At 56.8% G+C, this 17,242-nt stretch carries 18 protein-coding genes; 4 read left to right on the top strand and 14 right to left on the bottom strand.

Annotation, left to right across the window (positions count from 1 at the left end):
- Positions 1-228: 228 nt before the first annotated feature.
- The 7 genes from EKH79_RS15180 to EKH79_RS15150 form a co-directional block, all read right to left on the bottom strand.
- Positions 229-690, bottom strand: coding sequence for a pepsin/retropepsin-like aspartic protease family protein (locus EKH79_RS15180; protein ID WP_126674669.1), 462 nt, complete (start codon positions 688-690; stop codon positions 229-231).
- A 170-nt stretch (positions 691-860) separates the two neighbouring features.
- Entirely contained in the window at positions 861-2,369 is a 1,509-nt protein-coding gene (locus EKH79_RS15175) for an alpha-L-arabinofuranosidase B (protein WP_199754350.1), read from the bottom strand.
- Positions 2,370-2,834: 465 nt separating this feature from the next.
- Positions 2,835-3,131 carry a DUF1161 domain-containing protein gene (locus EKH79_RS15170; protein ID WP_158621265.1) on the bottom strand — a complete coding sequence of 99 codons (297 nt, stop codon included), beginning with the start codon at positions 3,129-3,131 and terminating at the stop codon, positions 2,835-2,837.
- A gap of 121 nt (positions 3,132-3,252) precedes the next feature.
- Positions 3,253-3,543 carry a hypothetical protein gene (locus EKH79_RS15165; RefSeq protein WP_126674666.1) on the bottom strand — a complete coding sequence of 97 codons (291 nt, stop codon included), beginning with the start codon at positions 3,541-3,543 and terminating at the stop codon, positions 3,253-3,255.
- 262 nt (positions 3,544-3,805) lie between these two features.
- Positions 3,806-4,393, bottom strand: a complete 588-nt coding sequence (locus tag EKH79_RS15160) for a hypothetical protein (RefSeq protein WP_126674665.1) — start codon at positions 4,391-4,393, stop codon at positions 3,806-3,808.
- A gap of 354 nt (positions 4,394-4,747) precedes the next feature.
- Positions 4,748-5,131, bottom strand: coding sequence for a GFA family protein (locus EKH79_RS19225; RefSeq protein WP_126674664.1), 384 nt, complete (start codon positions 5,129-5,131; stop codon positions 4,748-4,750).
- Between the two features lie 20 nt (positions 5,132-5,151).
- A complete protein-coding gene (locus tag EKH79_RS15150; RefSeq protein WP_233590346.1) occupies positions 5,152-5,787 on the bottom strand; it encodes a TetR/AcrR family transcriptional regulator in 636 nt (211 codons plus the stop codon).
- Positions 5,788-5,982: 195 nt separating this feature from the next.
- Between EKH79_RS15150 and EKH79_RS15145 the strand changes: the two genes are divergently transcribed.
- Positions 5,983-6,873, top strand: coding sequence for an oxidoreductase (locus tag EKH79_RS15145; protein WP_126674662.1), 891 nt, complete (start codon positions 5,983-5,985; stop codon positions 6,871-6,873).
- 213 nt (positions 6,874-7,086) lie between these two features.
- On the opposite strand, the gene EKH79_RS15140 is transcribed toward EKH79_RS15145, so the two are convergent.
- The 7 genes from EKH79_RS15140 to EKH79_RS15110 form a co-directional block, all read right to left on the bottom strand.
- A complete protein-coding gene (locus EKH79_RS15140; protein ID WP_158621264.1) occupies positions 7,087-7,515 on the bottom strand; it encodes a VOC family protein in 429 nt (142 codons plus the stop codon).
- A 95-nt stretch (positions 7,516-7,610) separates the two neighbouring features.
- Complete coding sequence (locus EKH79_RS15135; protein ID WP_126674660.1) at positions 7,611-8,732, bottom strand: serine hydrolase domain-containing protein; 1,122 nt, start codon at positions 8,730-8,732, stop codon at positions 7,611-7,613.
- Between the two features lie 87 nt (positions 8,733-8,819).
- Positions 8,820-9,926, bottom strand: coding sequence for a tannase/feruloyl esterase family alpha/beta hydrolase (locus tag EKH79_RS15130; protein ID WP_233590345.1), 1,107 nt, complete (start codon positions 9,924-9,926; stop codon positions 8,820-8,822).
- Positions 9,927-10,011: 85 nt separating this feature from the next.
- Positions 10,012-11,661 (bottom strand): M56 family metallopeptidase, encoded by a 1,650-nt coding sequence (locus EKH79_RS15125; protein ID WP_126674659.1) that lies wholly within the window; start codon positions 11,659-11,661, stop codon positions 10,012-10,014.
- Positions 11,661-12,035: a BlaI/MecI/CopY family transcriptional regulator gene (locus EKH79_RS15120; RefSeq protein WP_126674658.1), complete on the bottom strand. Its 375-nt coding sequence runs from the start codon at positions 12,033-12,035 to the stop codon at positions 11,661-11,663. The genes EKH79_RS15125 and EKH79_RS15120 overlap by 1 nt, the downstream gene beginning before the upstream one ends.
- Positions 12,036-12,638: 603 nt before the next feature.
- The gene (locus tag EKH79_RS15115; RefSeq protein ID WP_126674657.1) at positions 12,639-13,085 is read right to left on the bottom strand and encodes a hypothetical protein; all 447 of its coding nucleotides are present in this window, start codon (positions 13,083-13,085) and stop codon (positions 12,639-12,641) included.
- A 176-nt stretch (positions 13,086-13,261) separates the two neighbouring features.
- On the bottom strand, positions 13,262-14,272 hold the full coding sequence (locus EKH79_RS15110; RefSeq protein ID WP_126674656.1) for a CC0125/CC1285 family lipoprotein: 1,011 nt from the start codon (positions 14,270-14,272) through the stop codon (positions 13,262-13,264).
- A 342-nt stretch (positions 14,273-14,614) separates the two neighbouring features.
- Between EKH79_RS15110 and EKH79_RS15105 the strand changes: the two genes are divergently transcribed.
- Genes EKH79_RS15105 through EKH79_RS15095 form a run of 3 tightly spaced genes read left to right on the top strand, consistent with a single transcriptional unit; the run spans position 14,615 to position 17,230 of the window.
- Positions 14,615-15,790, top strand: coding sequence for an MFS transporter (locus EKH79_RS15105; protein WP_233590344.1), 1,176 nt, complete (start codon positions 14,615-14,617; stop codon positions 15,788-15,790).
- On the top strand, positions 15,787-16,431 hold the full coding sequence (locus EKH79_RS15100; protein ID WP_199754349.1) for an HAD family hydrolase: 645 nt from the start codon (positions 15,787-15,789) through the stop codon (positions 16,429-16,431). Before EKH79_RS15105 ends, EKH79_RS15100 begins: the two co-directional genes overlap by 4 nt.
- Positions 16,424-17,230 (top strand): DeoR/GlpR family DNA-binding transcription regulator, encoded by an 807-nt coding sequence (locus EKH79_RS15095; protein ID WP_126674655.1) that lies wholly within the window; start codon positions 16,424-16,426, stop codon positions 17,228-17,230. Before EKH79_RS15100 ends, EKH79_RS15095 begins: the two co-directional genes overlap by 8 nt.
- Positions 17,231-17,242: the final 12 nt, after the last annotated feature.

Below are 17,242 nucleotides of genomic sequence, written 5' to 3'. Positions count from 1 at the left end.
GGTTCGCCCCCAAAAAATCACTAGATCGATACTACATAGAGTATCGCTTGACCCGTTAAAAGCGGGCTTTTATTGCAAGAACGCACACAAGGCATCGTAACGATCACGCTGTCACTGATATGTCCGCGTTGAGCCGAAAGCGAACATTCAACGCCTGAGTTATGCGGCGGCTGTCCCCGTACGCAGCATGATGCCGCAACGCCCGCAGCCATCCGCTTGAACGAATAGTCAGGCAGGCTCTTCTTTCAGGAAAAGAGCCTGTGTCGCATAGTCGATCACCGCCTGATGATGGCGCAGGACATCCGCACCGAGGATGGCGTGGATGGGGTCAGCTCCCCTACTCATCAGCTTTTGGTTGATGTGGATCAGATCAATCACGCAAATGCCGTCGGATCGGATCGGTAGTCCGTCGAGAGTCAACCGAACATCGTCCAGCGCATATAAGTGAGGGGTTCTACCTTCTACCCCGCCAAACCCGAGCTTTCCGGTATCCCTTACGGCAATTCCTTCGGATCGACAGTAGCTCAGATCAACGACGGTGCTGGCTGCTCCGGTGTCGAGCACGATGTCGGCTCGCCGGCCGTCGAGATGCCCGACCAGCCGCAGGTGTCCAGCTATGGTGTGAGACATCGTGAAGCGGCGGAACCCGTGCTGAGAAAGCAACTCCGTGATCGCTGACGTGTAATCCATCGGAACTCTCCAGCCGAACTACTTAATAGACGGACGTGCACATCCGGTTATCCATCATGTCCGCTTTGGGTCGAAAACAGACATCAGAACGATACAAAGCGCAGCTCTACACATCACCGATAATGCTGCTGACTACGGGGGTGCGCAGGTTCGCTGATGAGTGATCAGGGCTACGGCGCCCAAGGCGGACCGACGATGAAGCTTACGTCGTCGATCCAATGCGCCGTAGTGTCCCAGGAATTTTTACCGCCCCCGTCGTTAGCGGCGTAAACCTTGCCGTAGTAGTGGCGAATGTATTTCTTGGGATCATTTACCAAGTTGAAGGAACTTCCTCTGCCGTTCTTTCCCACTTGCGTACAGAATGTTGCGTCAGACCGACTCTGCGTAGTGCCGTCGAATGGCTGTACACGCAGAACGGAGTTTTGCAACTGAAGGAAGGCACCAGGATTGTTTCTCGATTCGAAGGAAACGCATGCGTTGTCGGCGAGACCATGGCGGATGATCCAGGTTGCGTCACCCTTGTCTTGCTCAGCACTGTTCGACGTGATGGGTGTGATCATCGCCGCACCATTCTGGTTACGGACATAATCGCCCGTGCAGCATGCTGTCGTCGCTCGCAGCGAAATTTCCGCGCCGGGCGTTAACACTCCCGACAGGCCAGTGCGCGCGCCATAGCCGACGGCGACAATGCTGGACTGTACAGCGTTGTCGGCACTGTCGGTTGGAAAGCCGGCCGTCATTGCGCCTTCGAAAAAGGAACCAGCGGAGGCATGGCTGTTATCTCCGCCGATGCCCAGGATGATCGCACCTTCTTGATGCATGGGCGCATAGCCCGCGGGAAGCACTCCGGCATAGATGGTATTGAGTTTCCCCGACCGTGCGTCAGCCCACTTCAGTACAAAGGACGTTTGACCGTTGTTCTTCAACCACGCTGATAGGAACGGAGGAGCGCCAATGACATTTGTTGCAGGATGGCAGCTTCGTTTGTTCCAGTGAAACAAGCCGTTTTCCAAGTCGGCCTGCACGCCAAGCCCCGGTGCGTTGCGGCAGTCCACCCACGACAAATCTTTAGTGACGTTGACGGCATCCATATGACCGGCGCCCGTGTCCATGCCGCTCGTTTCAGCGTTGCCATAGTCGAAACAGCACCCTGAATTGAAGTGAGTGCCAGACGAAACCATGTACATACCTTCCGGTTTTCCTCTCACGGCGACGCCTGAAGTCCGGTTATTACGGTACCCCATTCCCGGTGAAATCGAGACGCCATAGACTTGATGGCCGCCTGCCGTGATGGGCAGCGCGTCTGCCACGGCACCGAGGTCGGACCCGTCGGAGCCGGTGCCTTTATAACGTCCGCCGAGGCTGATCGTGAGGTCGTTGTGCTTAGGCGACTGATCGTAAATTTTGGTGATGACGCAGGTCGTGCCTGCGCAGAACGCATCTTGTGTCGCAGCATTCGCGTAACCGTCTGCGAGTACCCCGATGTTGCGGACGGCGCCGTCCGAAGCTCTCTTTAACTGATACAACGGACCAGAATAGTTGGCGTATAGCGATCTAACCGTGCTGTGCGCGGCGACACATGGCGTATTCCAAGCTGCGTAGATGTCGCAGGGCTTTTGGTTAACGGTCTTGGCATGTGTCACAGAGGGGCCGATGAGGCCGCCAATCATCAAACTCATAATGACTACCAATACGACGCCAACTCTTTTCAACGTCAACAACGACCCGAATATAGTCATGAGTTATATCACCCTACGATCGATAACACTTTAATACCCCACTTCACTACTTCCGTATCTGAATTGACCGCAGTTTGGGATTGAAGTCGCTATGTCGGCTTTGGGTCCGAAGCGATCGCGACCTAATTACTCGTTAAGTTGGCCATCAACTTAACGCCATGATTAACTCCCAACGTGAAAGTTATTAACAGGAACCACCCAAGGCCCCTTGAGACCCTGCGGATCAATATTTGCGATCCCTCATTTTCAAATCGATGGCTGAGCCTGTTGGCAATGATAACCATCAACACGAACGACCAGCATGCGAAGAGAAAAGCTGTTCCCCAGTCGGCGAATTTCAAGGACTCAATCAACACACTCCCTCCCCTGAGGGCTAACGTCTGCTTCTTCCCGAACTACCTACGATCACCCTCCGGTTTGGCCAGATCGAGTCGGAGCAGCGGGCTGCACAGGCAGCGCACTGTTTGAGTTCTCAGCGCTTACCTTGGATTGCCCGCGGGAATACACAATGATTTTGTTGCCTTCGCATAGCCCGACCGCTTTGCCTTCGCTTTTATCTGCATCATCGGCAGGCACGACTTCCAAACTGTAGTTATTAACGCCGTGTGCTTTGATCTTTGCGTCGATATCGGATTTCACGGCATCGCAAGAGGCATGGGCAAGCAACGGCAACGCCATCAATGCTAGTGCAACGATAGACATGTGAGACTTCATGTTTACTCGTTGTTGGTCTTCTTAAAAAGGGTAGCGAGAAAAAGGCCGCAGTAACTTTTATCTCGTAGAAAAGGCAATCTTAGGGATGGCCGCCAAAGTCATGGCCCCATTACAAATTAAAATACAAAACAGGAGCGATTGCCGCCGCAATCGCCAGGGCCTGCGAAACCAATACCACCAATGCGTCTTTCCAAGCATGCCTAAGCCATTTGACTGCGACGAACGCCATGATGGGGATCTCGCTGGCAATGAGAAGCTGGAATAGATGCGCAGCAGTACCTTCATCTCGCTCGCGGGCGGCTCCAAAGAAAACAATGTCCCCAACGACAATACAAAAAGCCGCGAAAGACATCGCCAAGGGAATCCAGGCACTCGGGCGCGTGAAAGTACCGTGTCTCATGGACGCTACCCTCCTACGTATGTGGAACAATTTAGAGGCGCGCAATTACCGTCAAACAACTATACAGGCGGACTTGCGGCCCCGGTTGTACATCTGCGCGCACTGGCGGCGCATGCCGCTAAATCTATACCCGGCCTACGTCCTGCTAAAAATCCGGTGCAGAGGCCTCAGATTCGTATTTCCCAAGGTCCGCCTCGGGTTGAAAGCGGACGTGGCTACGCCAGCGTTTCTATCAATTATGCGCGTGCGTGGCCACGCACCATCAACGTCTTGTCGCAGGAATGAAGATTGGGACCATTAATGTTTTTGTCTGACAGAAGCCGCTATTTACCGTCAAGAGTTCCATTGGACGAAATTCAAGTGGCTCGGCGTTCGAATATTTGGACTTTAGGTAAGCACGCGCCTTTTCAACATCCGACGTGACTGAAAAACGTAACTGCGATCCATCGAAGTTGTAGTCCAGATCACCGGCGTAAGTAATCGTGCCCGCTCGTAACATGAAAACCGGAGTTTTGTAGCCTTGGCACGGACCATAGGGATGCAATAGGTCGGGAAATACCCTCGATAGACCCAGCTTTTCTGCGTCTGTCGTTGGTTTGACCTTTACGACGATATAGCCGCTCTCATCCGGAAAGGTATCCACCACGGCTGCGTTCCGCCATGGAAGTGTCCAAGTATTGCCAACGATCGGCCCACGGGTCATTTGAACGAGATAGTGATGATTCACGCCAAGCACGAGTAACGCAGAATCTGCATCGACTTGTAATCCGTCACTGGCACGAACATTTCCTCTGCCACACGCGCCAAGCATGGCCGCTACAAGCCCTATCACAACAATACGTTTGTACATGCCACCCCCTGGCTGTATGCATAACTTCAATATGGAAATCTCGCACTTGCACGCTTCGAGCCGCATCACCCGCAATCTTTCGGCCAATCCCAATCAGCGCACCTGCCAATGAAATCGCCATTGCGCGTTTCATTCGCAAATTGGTCGATAAGCGTTTTGTAACCAGCAGCATCTGCTTGTTCTGACATAGTGGCCGATACTCGGCAATGGTGTCCAAAAAGTCATTCCCACTTATGTCTGCTTCGGGTCGAAAGCGGAGCTTGCGTTAAGCGGCGACGAAGCCACCCGCTTTGATCGAATTGGTAGGCAGCGCCCGCGAATTTCTGAGTGCTTGGTGCGAAAGGCGGCAGGCGCTCAATCTAGGAATTTCCAAGTGTCTGCCCCATCGAAGCGTCTAATGACTACCGACTCCAAGAGCACCGGTTTAAAATTCCGCAGGTTTACGCCGTGGCGAGCGCCGGGCGTTGACTCAATCGGCTCCCAATGAGTGACGATGCCGCAGTTCTTGCACCGAACATTCCTCAGGGTTCGATCGCCCCACACATAGCTTTCCGTATTCTCTGGATGGCCTTGGATAGAGACCGAGCCAAATTCGTAATAGGCCCATATGCCTCCTGTGCGCCGACATAGCGAACAGTTGCAACTGGTTGCCGTGTCGGGGGCTCTCGGCAGCGTGAGTCGCACTGAGCCGCAATGGCAGGAACCGTGCAGCGATGTTGGATGCTGTTCTTGGCTCATCGGAGTGTGTGTTGGTTGCTCTATGGGCTAACGCCTGAGTTAGCCGGCCGAATAACAGCGCGCATGAGGTCTTCGACTAAATCCGTTGCTTTAGGCCAACGCAATGTTGGCTTGTTGATCTGAAGCGAGATAACGCCATGAGTGCCGGCCCATATAAGCAACGCGAGGCGTTCTGCATCGTCGTTCTCGCGCTCGGGCATACCCTCGAGAATTTCTCTGATCAGCCCGGCAACACGCAGTTGGATTGGGCGACCGAAAGCGGCCGCCATCGGGTCGCTCAGGCCCGACACCACCCGGCCCTCGTAGAGCATCTTGTAGTGCCCCGGTCTCTGCAATCCAAAGTGCACTGTTGCGAATGCGCCCGCACGCAATTGCTGCCATGCTCCGCCACCCGCCGCGGCGGCGCGTTCTTCTGCCTCACTTCGCAGCGCTATAAGTTCATCGAATAACTGCTGAAGGACGGCGAGCAACAACGCGTCGCGATCAGGGAAGTGGGCATAGACCGACGGTGCTGCGATGCCGACTTCCTTGGCGACAGCTCGTAGTGACACTGCTTCGCTTGATCCCGCCCGATCGATCAGAGCGATGGCGGCACCAAGGATGTCCTGGCGCAATTGGCCGCCTTCGCCCCTGGCGTTGCGCTGTCGTTTCGTCATTAAGCCCTCAATGCTCCTGATGGCGCGCCGCATCGTCAGTCGAACGCCGCCTCTTAACCTAGCACCCGTAACCCTTACACGGCCATGGCCCGAAAAGCGGACCCAGCGAACACCAAGAGGGACCTTGACACATATAAACTAACGAATGTAAGTTTATATGTGTTAGCTGTTAATTTCACTGCGAGCGGAGCCGTGATGAATTCCCAGACCCGGAACGTGAACCTCGGCGGCACCTACACGCCGACAGGAACGAGCCTCACATTTAAGCGCATCGGCTATGGCGCAATTCACCTCAGCGGGCCGATCGCCTGGGGCCCGCCCAAGGATCGTGAGGCGGTCACCGCCGTCGTCCGTGAGGCGGTTCGATGTGGCGTGAACCATATCGATACAAGCGACTACTACGGGCCGCATGTCGCCAATCGGATTCTGAAAGAAGCGCTTTATCCTTATCCGACGAACCTCGCCATCGTAACCAAGGTCGGCGCACGCCGCGGAGCGGACAAATCCTGGCCGAAGGCGCTATCGCGTCAGGAGTTGATCGACGCCGTCCATGACAACCTGCGAAACCTGAGCCTTGATGCGCTGGACATCGTCAACCTTCGGCTCGGCGGCCAGTTTGGGCCCGACGACAGTTCGGTAGAAGCCCCTCTTTCAGTGTTGGCTGAGTTGAAGCAGCAAGGTCTGGTCCGTCATATCGGCCTCAGCAACATCTCACACGCACAGTTCAATGAAGGCAGCAAGATCACTGAGATCGTCTGCGTCCAGAACCACTACAACCTTGCTCACCGGAACGATGACGGCCTCATCGACGACTTGGCGGCAAAGCAGATTGCCTTCGTACCGTTTTTCCCGCTCGGCGGGTTTCGTCCCCTGAACTCTCCTGTCTTGGACAGTGTCGCGCACAGCGTGGGGGCGACGACGCGTCAAGTAGCGTTGGCGTGGCTGCTTCAACGATCGCCGAATATTCTACTAATCGCTGGAACTTCCTCCGTCGAGCATTTACATCAGAATTTCCACGCAGCAGATCTGAAGCTTCCAGCGGAAGCGATTGCGCAGCTCGATGGCATCGCGGCTGCCACCCCTTAGCCATCACGCTGAGCAGCAACGACGCTAAAGACTTCGACGCACAGGCGCGTCAGGTGACAACTAGAAGCGAAGAACGTCCGCTTCGGGTCGGAAGCGGGCATTCCAAGAATGTCCGCGCAATCATCCCGTCCGCAATGTTGCCCTGGATTATTACCGACCGTACGGTTCTAGCGTACATAAAAGAGATAGAGGTGATCCCTTCTTGTTCAATGGCTACGGGTGCCGCTTTGGGTTCCATGCTTTATGCACGAACTCAATACGGTTTCCATCGAAGTCGGCGACGTTAGCTGCGTAGTAGCCTCGGGCAAAGTAGGTACGATCTGCTGGTTCACCTTCGTCGGTGCCACCGGCTTTGATGGCAGCCGCGTAGGCGGCGCCGACCAATTCATTGGTATCGCAGACGATCCCGATGTAGAGCCCCGTCTCTCCGGGCTTGCGTTGCCGTAGCCAGATGCTTGATCCGACCGCCTGCCCGCTGAGATACGCATCATCAGCAATGCCGTATAGATCCGGGACGCTATCGGGACCTGAAGCAGCGGCGTAGTTGCCGAACAGGCTCCAGCCGAGCGGCTTCAGGGCTTGAGAATAGAACGCCAGCGACTTGTCGATGTCGGTGACGGAGATGTAGACATGGTCGATCATTTTTTTACCTCTTCTTGCTGCTTCAAAGCGAATGCGGAAAAGGTCCGCTTTGGGTCGAAAGCGGACATCACGCCGATACCATAGATTTCGCTTGGCTAGTTTTCCTGATGGGTTTTTGCGTAATCTAAATGGAGAAAGCTTGCGACAGGGAAACAGTTCGGTGGGTTTTGGTTGCTGAGCGTGATGATGGTTTCTCCGGTATGCGGATAGGTGCGTATGTCGGTGCATACGCCGCCAGCGCTGCCGCCGTGGCCCCAGCGAAAGTCGCGCTCAGGAATGTTGGGACCGTAGTCCGTCGCAAAGAAGCCCAGGCCCATGAACATGCGATAGGTCTTGGTTGCCTGCGCGAACAGCGCGGGCGGAATGAGCTTGCCGGACTGCAAGGCTTGAACGAAGCGATACATGTCGCCGGCGGTGGATGCCTCGCCGCCCGCTGGAAAACCACGCAAGGTTTCGCAATTGAACACGAGCTTGCCATCGTCGACGGTGTAACCCACGGCGAGATCCGAATCTTTTGTCGCGCAATCGATAAATCCGGTACGCGTCATGCCGGCGGGTTCGAAGATGTGGCGGCGCAGGTATGTCTGATAGTCCTCGCCCGAAACGACTTCGACCATGCGGCCTAGAACAACAAAACCGAAATTGCTGTAGTGCTGATTGGTGCCCGGCGGAAAGTCCGGTGGCTGCTTGCTCGCCAGCGCAACCATGTCGGCGACACTGTATACATGTGCGCGGTTGGCCGCATTTTCATTTCCAAGCAGAGGGACATCGTCCGCACCACTGGTATGCGTCAGCAGTTCGCGGACGGTCACCGTGTCGGCAAAGCTTCGGTTCGGATAATCCTTCAGCACGTCGCCGACATGGGTATCCAGCGAGAGTTTTCCCGCCGCGATTTGCTGGAGCACCGCGACACTCGTGAACATCTTGCCGGCCGAGGCAAGGTTGAAGCGCGTATCCAGCGTAATCGGATCGTTGCCTTTGGCATCGCGCTTGCCGTAGGCCTTCTCGAACAGGATATGGCCGTCGCGGGCGACCAGTACAACGCCGGAGAATTTATCTTCCTTGGTCAACGCCGACGCAAAGCTGTCGAGTCTTGCCAATGCGGGGTCTTTCGAATTTGTCGGTCCGTTATCGGACTGGGCAAAGGTTGGCGTCGAGAGACCGGCAAGAAAGAAGACAGCAAGACTGGAAGCTAGACGAATTGTGGCTGATCGCATGTGTCATGTCTCCGGAAATTTGGGCATCCGTCATTTCAGCGTGGTGCTATAACAGCCAATCCAATCAAGCTTGGACGACGAAAAAACTCAACCGCCTACCCCTGTCTTGCGCAGTAGCGCCTCGAATGCCTCATCGGTCTGCGCATCGGTGAAGTTGCAATGCGTCTGGCCGACTGGCGCGAGGATGGTCAGCAGCTTGCCGTGGCCCGCTGCGCGCACCTGCTCGGGATAGATGTCGTGAAAGCGCCCGGGAATGGTTGGGTCGAACACGTTCCACTGCATCACCAGCGGTATATCAATCTGGCCGGTCAAGGTGACGTTGCGTTGGGCATAGGCGATGGCGGCAGGTGAGCCGGCGTAGCGGTGCACCTTGCGGTTGAAAGCGTTGTCGTCGCCGAAGCCGTGATAAACGGTCTGGCGATTGTCCAACGGCAGGCCTCCGGCACGCTGTTCCATCTCGCGCAGCGCAAAGTAATAGAGCCACAGCTCGCCCGGAAGCGTATCGGCCGTTTCCTGCAATCGCTTTTCCAGCAGAGCGGCCTGCACCGGATGCGCTTGCAACGCCTTGGCGAAGACGTCTCGGGGAACGACGGGCGGTGAGCCGGGTGCGGCCAGATCGGGCAGGACGCCAGGAATCAGTGTGTCGAAGGCCAGCAACGGTGTAACAACAACGCGGGAGACGAATTCGGTCGTCGAGAGGGTTGCGCCGCATGTTATCAAGGCACCGTTGTAAGCGTGCGGGTAACGTTCGATGCTTGCCGCAACCTCCAGGCCGCCCAGCGAGAAGCCGTAGATATAGGTGCGGGTCGGCTGTGCAATGGTGTGGACGAAATACTCGCGAAGACGTTCGGTGTCGGCAATTGCGTCAGCCACGGCCCAGCCTTGCGACGCGTATTGGCTTTGCGCAACGGCGTAGCCTTGCTTGAGAAAGACCGGCGTGGCATCGGCCGCCGTCATCGGTGTCGTTATCCTTCCGCCAACGGGCTGGTAGCCGTGCATCACCATCACCAGGCCGCCATTCCAGTTTTCAGGGATATCGATGCGATACAACGCACCCTGCAATACGCCAGTGCGAGCACCAGGCTTGATGTCCGCAGCGCTCGCAGGCAGCGAAACGATGCCGGTGAAAGCGATCAACAACAACCAAACGTTGACCCATCGATACTCAGCGCGACGTGGTGTTTTGCATTTCATGTCATCGGTCCTGAAAAAAGTACAAGGGCATCATTGCGGCCATTCGCCATGGCCACAGCTGGATTACGTTCGGGCTAGACGCCGGTCAGCTCCCCGGTAGGAGATCCATCTGGGCAAACCGGCTGCGAGAGTCGTATTGGAGAGCGCTTACCAGAACTCCTTGCTCGTCGACGATCAGCAATACGGTTTCCGTCGCGTTCTTTCGCTTGACGAGGTAGTCATCCGAACCGAACTTGGTGACACCTTTGAATGTGTAGGATTCGACCGGCCCGAGTTCGGCGAGAAATTTCTCTCTCGAAGCCTTGTTGTGGGCGCGTACCCAGGCCAGGCCATCGCCCATGCCTGCGCCGCTGTCGGGATCGCTCAGGAGCAGTCGCAACGCTTTTTCGCTGCCGGAGAATGGTTTCTGCGCTTTGATACGGGCGGCGAGTACGGCATTGATCCGATCGGCAGTCGCCTTGTCGATGCGCGGCTGGTCGAAGGTAACGTGCCCGTTCTGGCTTGCGACAAACCGCAGAGCGTGCCCTTGATTGTCCGTGACGAAGTTCACGGTGGGATCGATACGCTTATCCCCGGGAAACAGAGATACGCCTAGAGGGTTATCGCCCCGCACGGCGAATTCTGTCTCGCTGATGGGAACGATATGGAAGGGTTTTGGAACACCGATCTCTCCACTGACGCTGACGTCGAGACCGTCGCCATCGCGCGTCACGGTAATGAGTGAGAGGGCATCGTTTTGGTAGAAGCCTACGTAGCGGTCGAGCATATCGCTGCTCAGCACGACGGATGCATTCGTCTGCCGGTGATCCGTCTCGGGAGGCGTTACCTGCGCAGCGAATGTCGCCATGCCCAACGCGACGCACACCAGCGCCACCGCTGTCACGCGCGCCCACCTTTTTGGCTCGCGCAACATATGGCGTATCCGAAATTCAAGGAATGAAGCGGAGTCAGCCATTCCTGGCGCTACTGCGATGCGGCTTGACTGATGTTCGCCTACCTGGATCAGCGTTTCGCAATAGGCATCGATGTCGTGACCGCTGTGAAGGACGCGGGCATCGCAGTCCACTTCGATGGCGCGGCGCAAACGGCTGAACTGCCACCACAGTAGCGCGTTCCAGGGCATCAGCATCAGCAACATCAGCGCGAACGCGACGAGTTGCGGATCGCGCGCGTTCAGATGCGATCGCTCATGGGCAATCGTGCATTGTTGCTGCTGTTCGCTCGCCGACAACAACCATGCGGGCACGACAATGCGCGAGCGCGCCAATCCGACCACCGCCGGTCCCGCGTCAGGCGCGACCAGAACATATTCACCGCACATGTGTGCTTCGCGCCAGCGACGTTGGCGTCGATACAACAGTGCAGCGTTCATGAAGAGAAGCAGTGACATCAAAATTGAAGCCGCTATCCAGAGACCCCGGATCAACGTATCTATGTGGCCGGATGTGTCGTCGTTAGGCCACGACCCGTCGAAGTCGGACAGCATCATCGGCAAGGGTATGGATGTCGCGTTGCGCAGGACGATGATCGTCGGCGGAGAGCTGGGTTCGAAAGTGTTCGGTACATGGATCGACGAATAGGCAATGACTGTGGGTAGAACCAAGGAGCCGACCAGCGCTGTGATCCATACCCAACGTGTCGTAGCGCCGCGCATCTTCGCCGCTCGTTCGGCAGCAAGCGCCGCGCCACTCAGTGCGCACGTCACCAGAACGACATACACCATCCAGGCAGTCATCACTTCTTCTCTTTATCAGAGCGTTCCGCCAGCAGTTGTCGCATGCGGCGTATCTGTTCGGAAGTCAGCTTGTGCTCGGACACCAAATGCGAGAAGAGCAACTCGGACGAACCTTTGAAAAGTTTGTCAGTCAGATGCTGTACGGCATTCTTGCGCGCAGCCTGCTCCTTGATAACCGCAAAATAGCGGTGGCCGCGCCCTTCTTCCTCGTGGTCCACATAGCCTTTGCCTTCGAGCACACGCAACACGGTCAGCACAGTCGTATAGGCAAGATCGTCGTTCAACCGTTCGCGAACTTCGGCAACCAGCGACGGCCCGTTCTCCCACAACGCCCGCATGACATCGGCTTCCCGATCGGTGAGAAAAATCGTCATGTTGTTTTCGCGCCGCAATAACTACGAACGTAGTTGATACACGCGGCTGCCCGGCTTGTCAACTATGGATATAGTTGGTTAAAAACCATCGCGCGATTTGTGATGCGAAGGAAAGGGCGGCGGGCGGGCGTTAGAAGCCATGAAGAATGTCCGCTTTGGGTCGGAAGCGGACCCTCCCCGAAGATTCAACTTTCGCTTTTCTGAACCGTGAAAGAGACCGTGTAGTCAGGATTTGTAACAACCTCCCCCGTAGACCGAAGACGGTAATCACCCCGTGAAGCTGGCTTTATCCAACGCGTATCAGGCGGAAGACTGAAGGCCTCCCCATTGCGGCTACCCTGAAGTATCAGCTCGATGCCGTCTCGTCGATCCACATTGGTAACTCGCCCCCAGCACTGCTCCTGTCGGCTCGGATTGCCGTCAGTATCCAAGAAGGTCACGCCAACCAAGAGCAATTTTCCAGGAAGGTCTGAAATCACTGCCTCGTCCCAGAGCTCATTCGGCTCGTCGGTATCCGTCACTGTGTGGAATTCCTTCGGCATGGACTGTTCACAGAATTATGTCCGCTTTGGGTCGAAAGCAAACCATTTGGCTCAAAGATTTTTAAAGTCCCTTGGAAACCATGAAAGATACATATTCCACAAAACGTTCCGCAATCCGGACACTCACGCGCACTGATCCGTAGTTCCACTGTTCCCATGGATAGCCGTCATCAATCTGAGACAGGTGAGGCTCGCCCAGCCGCTCGACTACCAGCTCCCGCAGATAGGAAAAAGCAGCTGTGGCGGATTCGAATCGCGACTTATCTCTTAGATCAAGCCAGAAAATTTTGTTGAAGTCGCTTCTAAATTGAACATCTACTTCAATGCCGTTGAAGACGGTGCGGTCCTTCCAAGACACGAAAGTGACTTTGGATGACGTCAAAATTGTTGGGTCACCGATGCTGGAAAGCGTTGTTACATCTGATTGCCATGGAATAGTGATCTTCGGATTGTCCAGCATCAATCCGTGCGCTAGCCCAAGAGGGAGATTTTCTTCACTCATCGACATGTCCGCCCTTCGTGCCTCTTATCAGGTAACGTCCGCTTTGGGTCGAAAGCGGACCTTCTTCGTTTAGCCGCAAAACTGTCTAAATATACGAAACGTGGCGCGTACAGCTGAAAAAAGGTCCGCCTTTGTGGCAAGCGGACACTACCGAATTGGCAATGGATGACCCCGCAGCGATGTCAGTCGTCGCTCTTCGCATTGATCGTATGCATGGGATGGCATTGATCGCCGTCGCAACTGATCAGCACGCTGTAGGAGCCGCACGACGCGACATAGGTCGAGTCACCATTGGGTTGAACCGCACCGCAACCCAACTGCCTGGCGACAGACTGCGCCATCGACGGCCGCGCATTGAGAGCGGCCGTCTCTGCACCTAACGCAGTAACCGGCGCCACAGCAGGCGTGGGCGATGCTGTCGGCACAGGCGTGCTCACAACATCAGCAGGTGGCGACGAGGGCGGCAGAGGCGTGGCCGCCACGCCACCACGTGTCGGCTGGATCGCATACGGCGGAGCCGCGTATGCATAAGGAGCAGGTGCAGTGGTCGCGTGGACATGCGTCTTCAGATATTGATGCACGTTGACGAGTTTATTGTCCGGATCCATGGCAAATGTCGCGTCGTTAGTCATCGTGGTGCGATCGGGTGGCGTGGCCGAACCATTCGAGCTGATGTATTCGCCCAGTGCATCCAGTATCGACTGTGCGCGTACGACGAACGTTTTCTGCGGAACATTGTTCTCGTTGTACATCGTCACGACAGCTTTGGAGTGCCACGAGACGATCGTTACAACCGCGCCAGGGACGATCATGACGTGACCGCCGCCACCACCGCCGTGTACGTCGATGACACGACCGTTGGCATCGCCCATCAGAACGGCGGGATACGCATGGCCATCTTCACTCGGATCGAAGCCGGTCTTAGTCATGCTGCTAAGAACGGGCGCAAGCGAAAAATAGGTATAACCCTTTTCCTGGGTCAGCTGCGCGCAGCGATAGATCCAGAAATACCAGACGCGGTCCTTGCTGGTTTTGCCGTTGGCGTCGAAGTAGACGATATAGTCGTTATCGTCGACCTTCGTTTCACTGTATCCGCCGCCATTGACGATGTTTCGCTGCTGATAAGCCGTGGCACAACCGCCAAGCACCGTTGCCGCTAGTAACGATGCAACAAGCTTGCACAAGCCTTTCATGTTTCCCCCTGATTGATATGGTGCAACTACGAAAACGTCCTGTTGCGCTACACCCGGACTTCCTCGTCACATGCCGTCCTGCCTTGGCTCGTGATGGTTATAGCCCATGCCCCTGGCCGCAACGTGACACATTGCCTCGCCCGAATCGCATGGGCGGACGCCCATGGCGGTTCCGCTTAAACCCCAAAAGCATCTCCATTTTTTGAAGCAGCTTCCGTGCCAAATCATTTCGATGTAGGGCGGCGAAGCGTATTAGGAACGATCAGCCGGCGCGGTGATGAGTTTGCATGTTTTTGCACGTTTATATATATTTATCCTCGATGTGAACAAGGTAACTTACGTGTGAAAACGACTTTCGCCCTCCCCGCGATCAGCGGCGGGACTGCTCCGCTTCCCGCTGCGCGACGGGCGACACGGCTGATCTTCCTGGTTTCCGGTTTGGCCATGTCGACCTGGGCACCGATGGTTCCGTACGTCAAGGCTCGCCTCGGACTGGACGATGCGCAGCTGGGCGCGGTGTTGCTGGCGTTCGGCGGCGGTTCGATGCTGTCGATGCCGTTCGTGGGTTGGCTGGCGCACCGGCTGGGCAATCGCGCAGTGATCATGTCGGCCGGTCTGCTGATGTGTGTGGCGTTGCCCGCGCTTGCGCATGCATCCAGCGTCGCGATGCTGGTCGGCACGTTGCTTTATTTCGGCGTGATGCTGGGCGCAGTGGACGTGGCGATGAATGCCTATGCCGTCGAGGTGGAGCACCGCGGTGGCGATCGCCTGATGTCTGGGTTCCACGGGCTCTTCAGCGTTGGTGGTTTGTCGGGTGCTGCTTTGCTGAGTGGCCTGCTTGCGCTTGGATTGGCGTTGCCCGGCGCTGCGACCGCGATAGCGATCGCACTGGCGTCGACTGTGTTATGGCTGCGCGATGGTTTGCGCAGCGATGCGTCTTCGGCCAGCGTGGATGTCGAGGAGAAAAGCCGTCCACGTATGCCGCCCGCACGTGCATGGCTGCTGGGTTTTATGTGCTTCGTCAGCTTCATGGCCGAAGGGTCGATGCTGGATTGGAGCGCCCTGTTCCTGCGCGACGTGCGCGGTATGGCGCCGGCATCGGCCGGCTTCGGTTATGCGTGCTTTTCCGTCGCGATGGCGACCGGCCGCTTTTCCGGCGACCGCATGATCGCGCGTCACGGTCCCGTATGGGCGGTACGCGTGGGTGCCGCCGTTGCGGTTACAGGCTTTCTGTTGGTGGCCTGCGTACCGCTGACGATGGCGACATTGCTTGGCTTCGTGCTGATCGGTCTGGGCGCGTCCAATATTGTGCCGGTGATGTTCAGCGCAGCCGGCCGTTTGTCTGGTGCGCCACCGGCAGTGTCGATCGCTACTGCAACGACGTTGGGCTATGTAGGCTTGCTGAGCGGACCGGCCTTGATCGGCTTTGTTGCGCATGCCAGCAGTTTGCCGGCCGCTTTCGTGGCAGTGGCTGCGCTGCTGGTATTGGTGGGTTTGTCGGCGAGGATGGTGCGGTGACGAGCAAACGTATCGATACGGTGATTTTCGATCTTGGGAACGTGCTGATCGCGTGGGATCCGCGACGCTTGTACCGCTCGTTAATCGAAGACGAAGCGCAAATGGAATGGTTTCTGCGCGAAGTATGCAACAGCGAATGGAACGAACAGCAGGATGCCGGGCGTCCGTGGGCCGAAGGCACGGCGCTGCTGCGTGCACGCTTCCCCAAGCATGCCGAGCTGATCGACGCCTATCATTTGCGCTGGAAGGAAACCCTGGTTGGCCCGATCGACGGCAGCGTCGCGATATTGGCGGAACTGAAGGCACGCGGGGTTCGTCTGCTGGCGCTCACGAACTGGTCGCAGGAAACGTTTCCGGTCGCGCAGCGGCTTTATCCCTTCCTGCAATGGTTCGAAGGCATTGTGGTGTCCGGCGAAGAGCGTCTGGTAAAACCCGATCCACGCATCTACCAGCGATTGCTGGAACGCTATGCGGTCGATCCCGCGACCACGCTTTATATCGACGACTCCGCACGCAACGTGGCAGCGGCCGAAGCGTTGGGCATGCATGGCTGGTGGTTCCGCGACCCGGCTGGCTTGCGCGAACGCTTGGTAGAACTCGGCGTGCTCGAAGGCGGAACACAGGGGATAAATCATGGCTAAGTCCACACCGTCGATCGACGATCGCAATGTGCTTCCGGAGGAACGCCAGGAACGAATTCTGGCGCGGTTGCGTAATGAAGGACGTGTCGTAGCAGCCGAGCTGGCCGAGGCATTCGAGGTATCGGAAGATTCCATCCGGCGCGATCTGCGTGAGCTTGCGGCACAAGGCTTGTGCAAGCGCGTATATGGCGGCGCGCTGCTGCCGGCAGTCACACTGACGCCGCTCAAACAGCGGCGCGTTGAGCATCAACCACGCAAGCAAGCGCTCGCGCGCAAAGCCGTGAGCCTGGTGAAACCGGGACAGACGTTGTTGATCGACGCGGGCACTACCAATGTCGCGATCGCAGCAGCGCTGCCGATTGGCCTAGGGCTCAGCGTGATCACCAATGCGCCGCATATCGCGCAACTGCTGCTGGATCGCGATGACTTCGACGTGCTGCTGATCGGCGGCCGCATCAGTCGTTCCATTGGCGGTGTCATCGGCGCGCAGGCGGTGGAACAGGTAAGAAGGGTCCGTGCAGACTTGTGCTTTCCCGGTACCTGCGCCATCGATGTCGCGCACGGATTGTGGGGTTTCGACAGCGAGGAAGCGTTGTTCAAACGCGCAATGATCGAAGCGAGCGACGAAACCGTGGTGGTAGCCACTGACGACAAGTTGGAGGCCGTAGCTACCCATCAGGTCGTCGAGCTCGTGCGCGTTCAACATCTGGTGGTCGAACACTCGGCAGACCGCGCCACGCGTAGCGCTTTCTCGAAACACGGCGTGATGGTGCATCGCGCGGAAGCCGTAGCGGGTTGAGGCGTCTTGGAT

The organism is Dyella dinghuensis, from assembly GCF_003977615.1.
GTDB lineage: Bacteria > Pseudomonadota > Gammaproteobacteria > Xanthomonadales > Rhodanobacteraceae > Dyella_B > Dyella_B dinghuensis.
The sequence above is the reverse complement of the archived record's forward strand: the minus strand, read 5'-3'. Positions and strand labels throughout refer to the sequence as shown.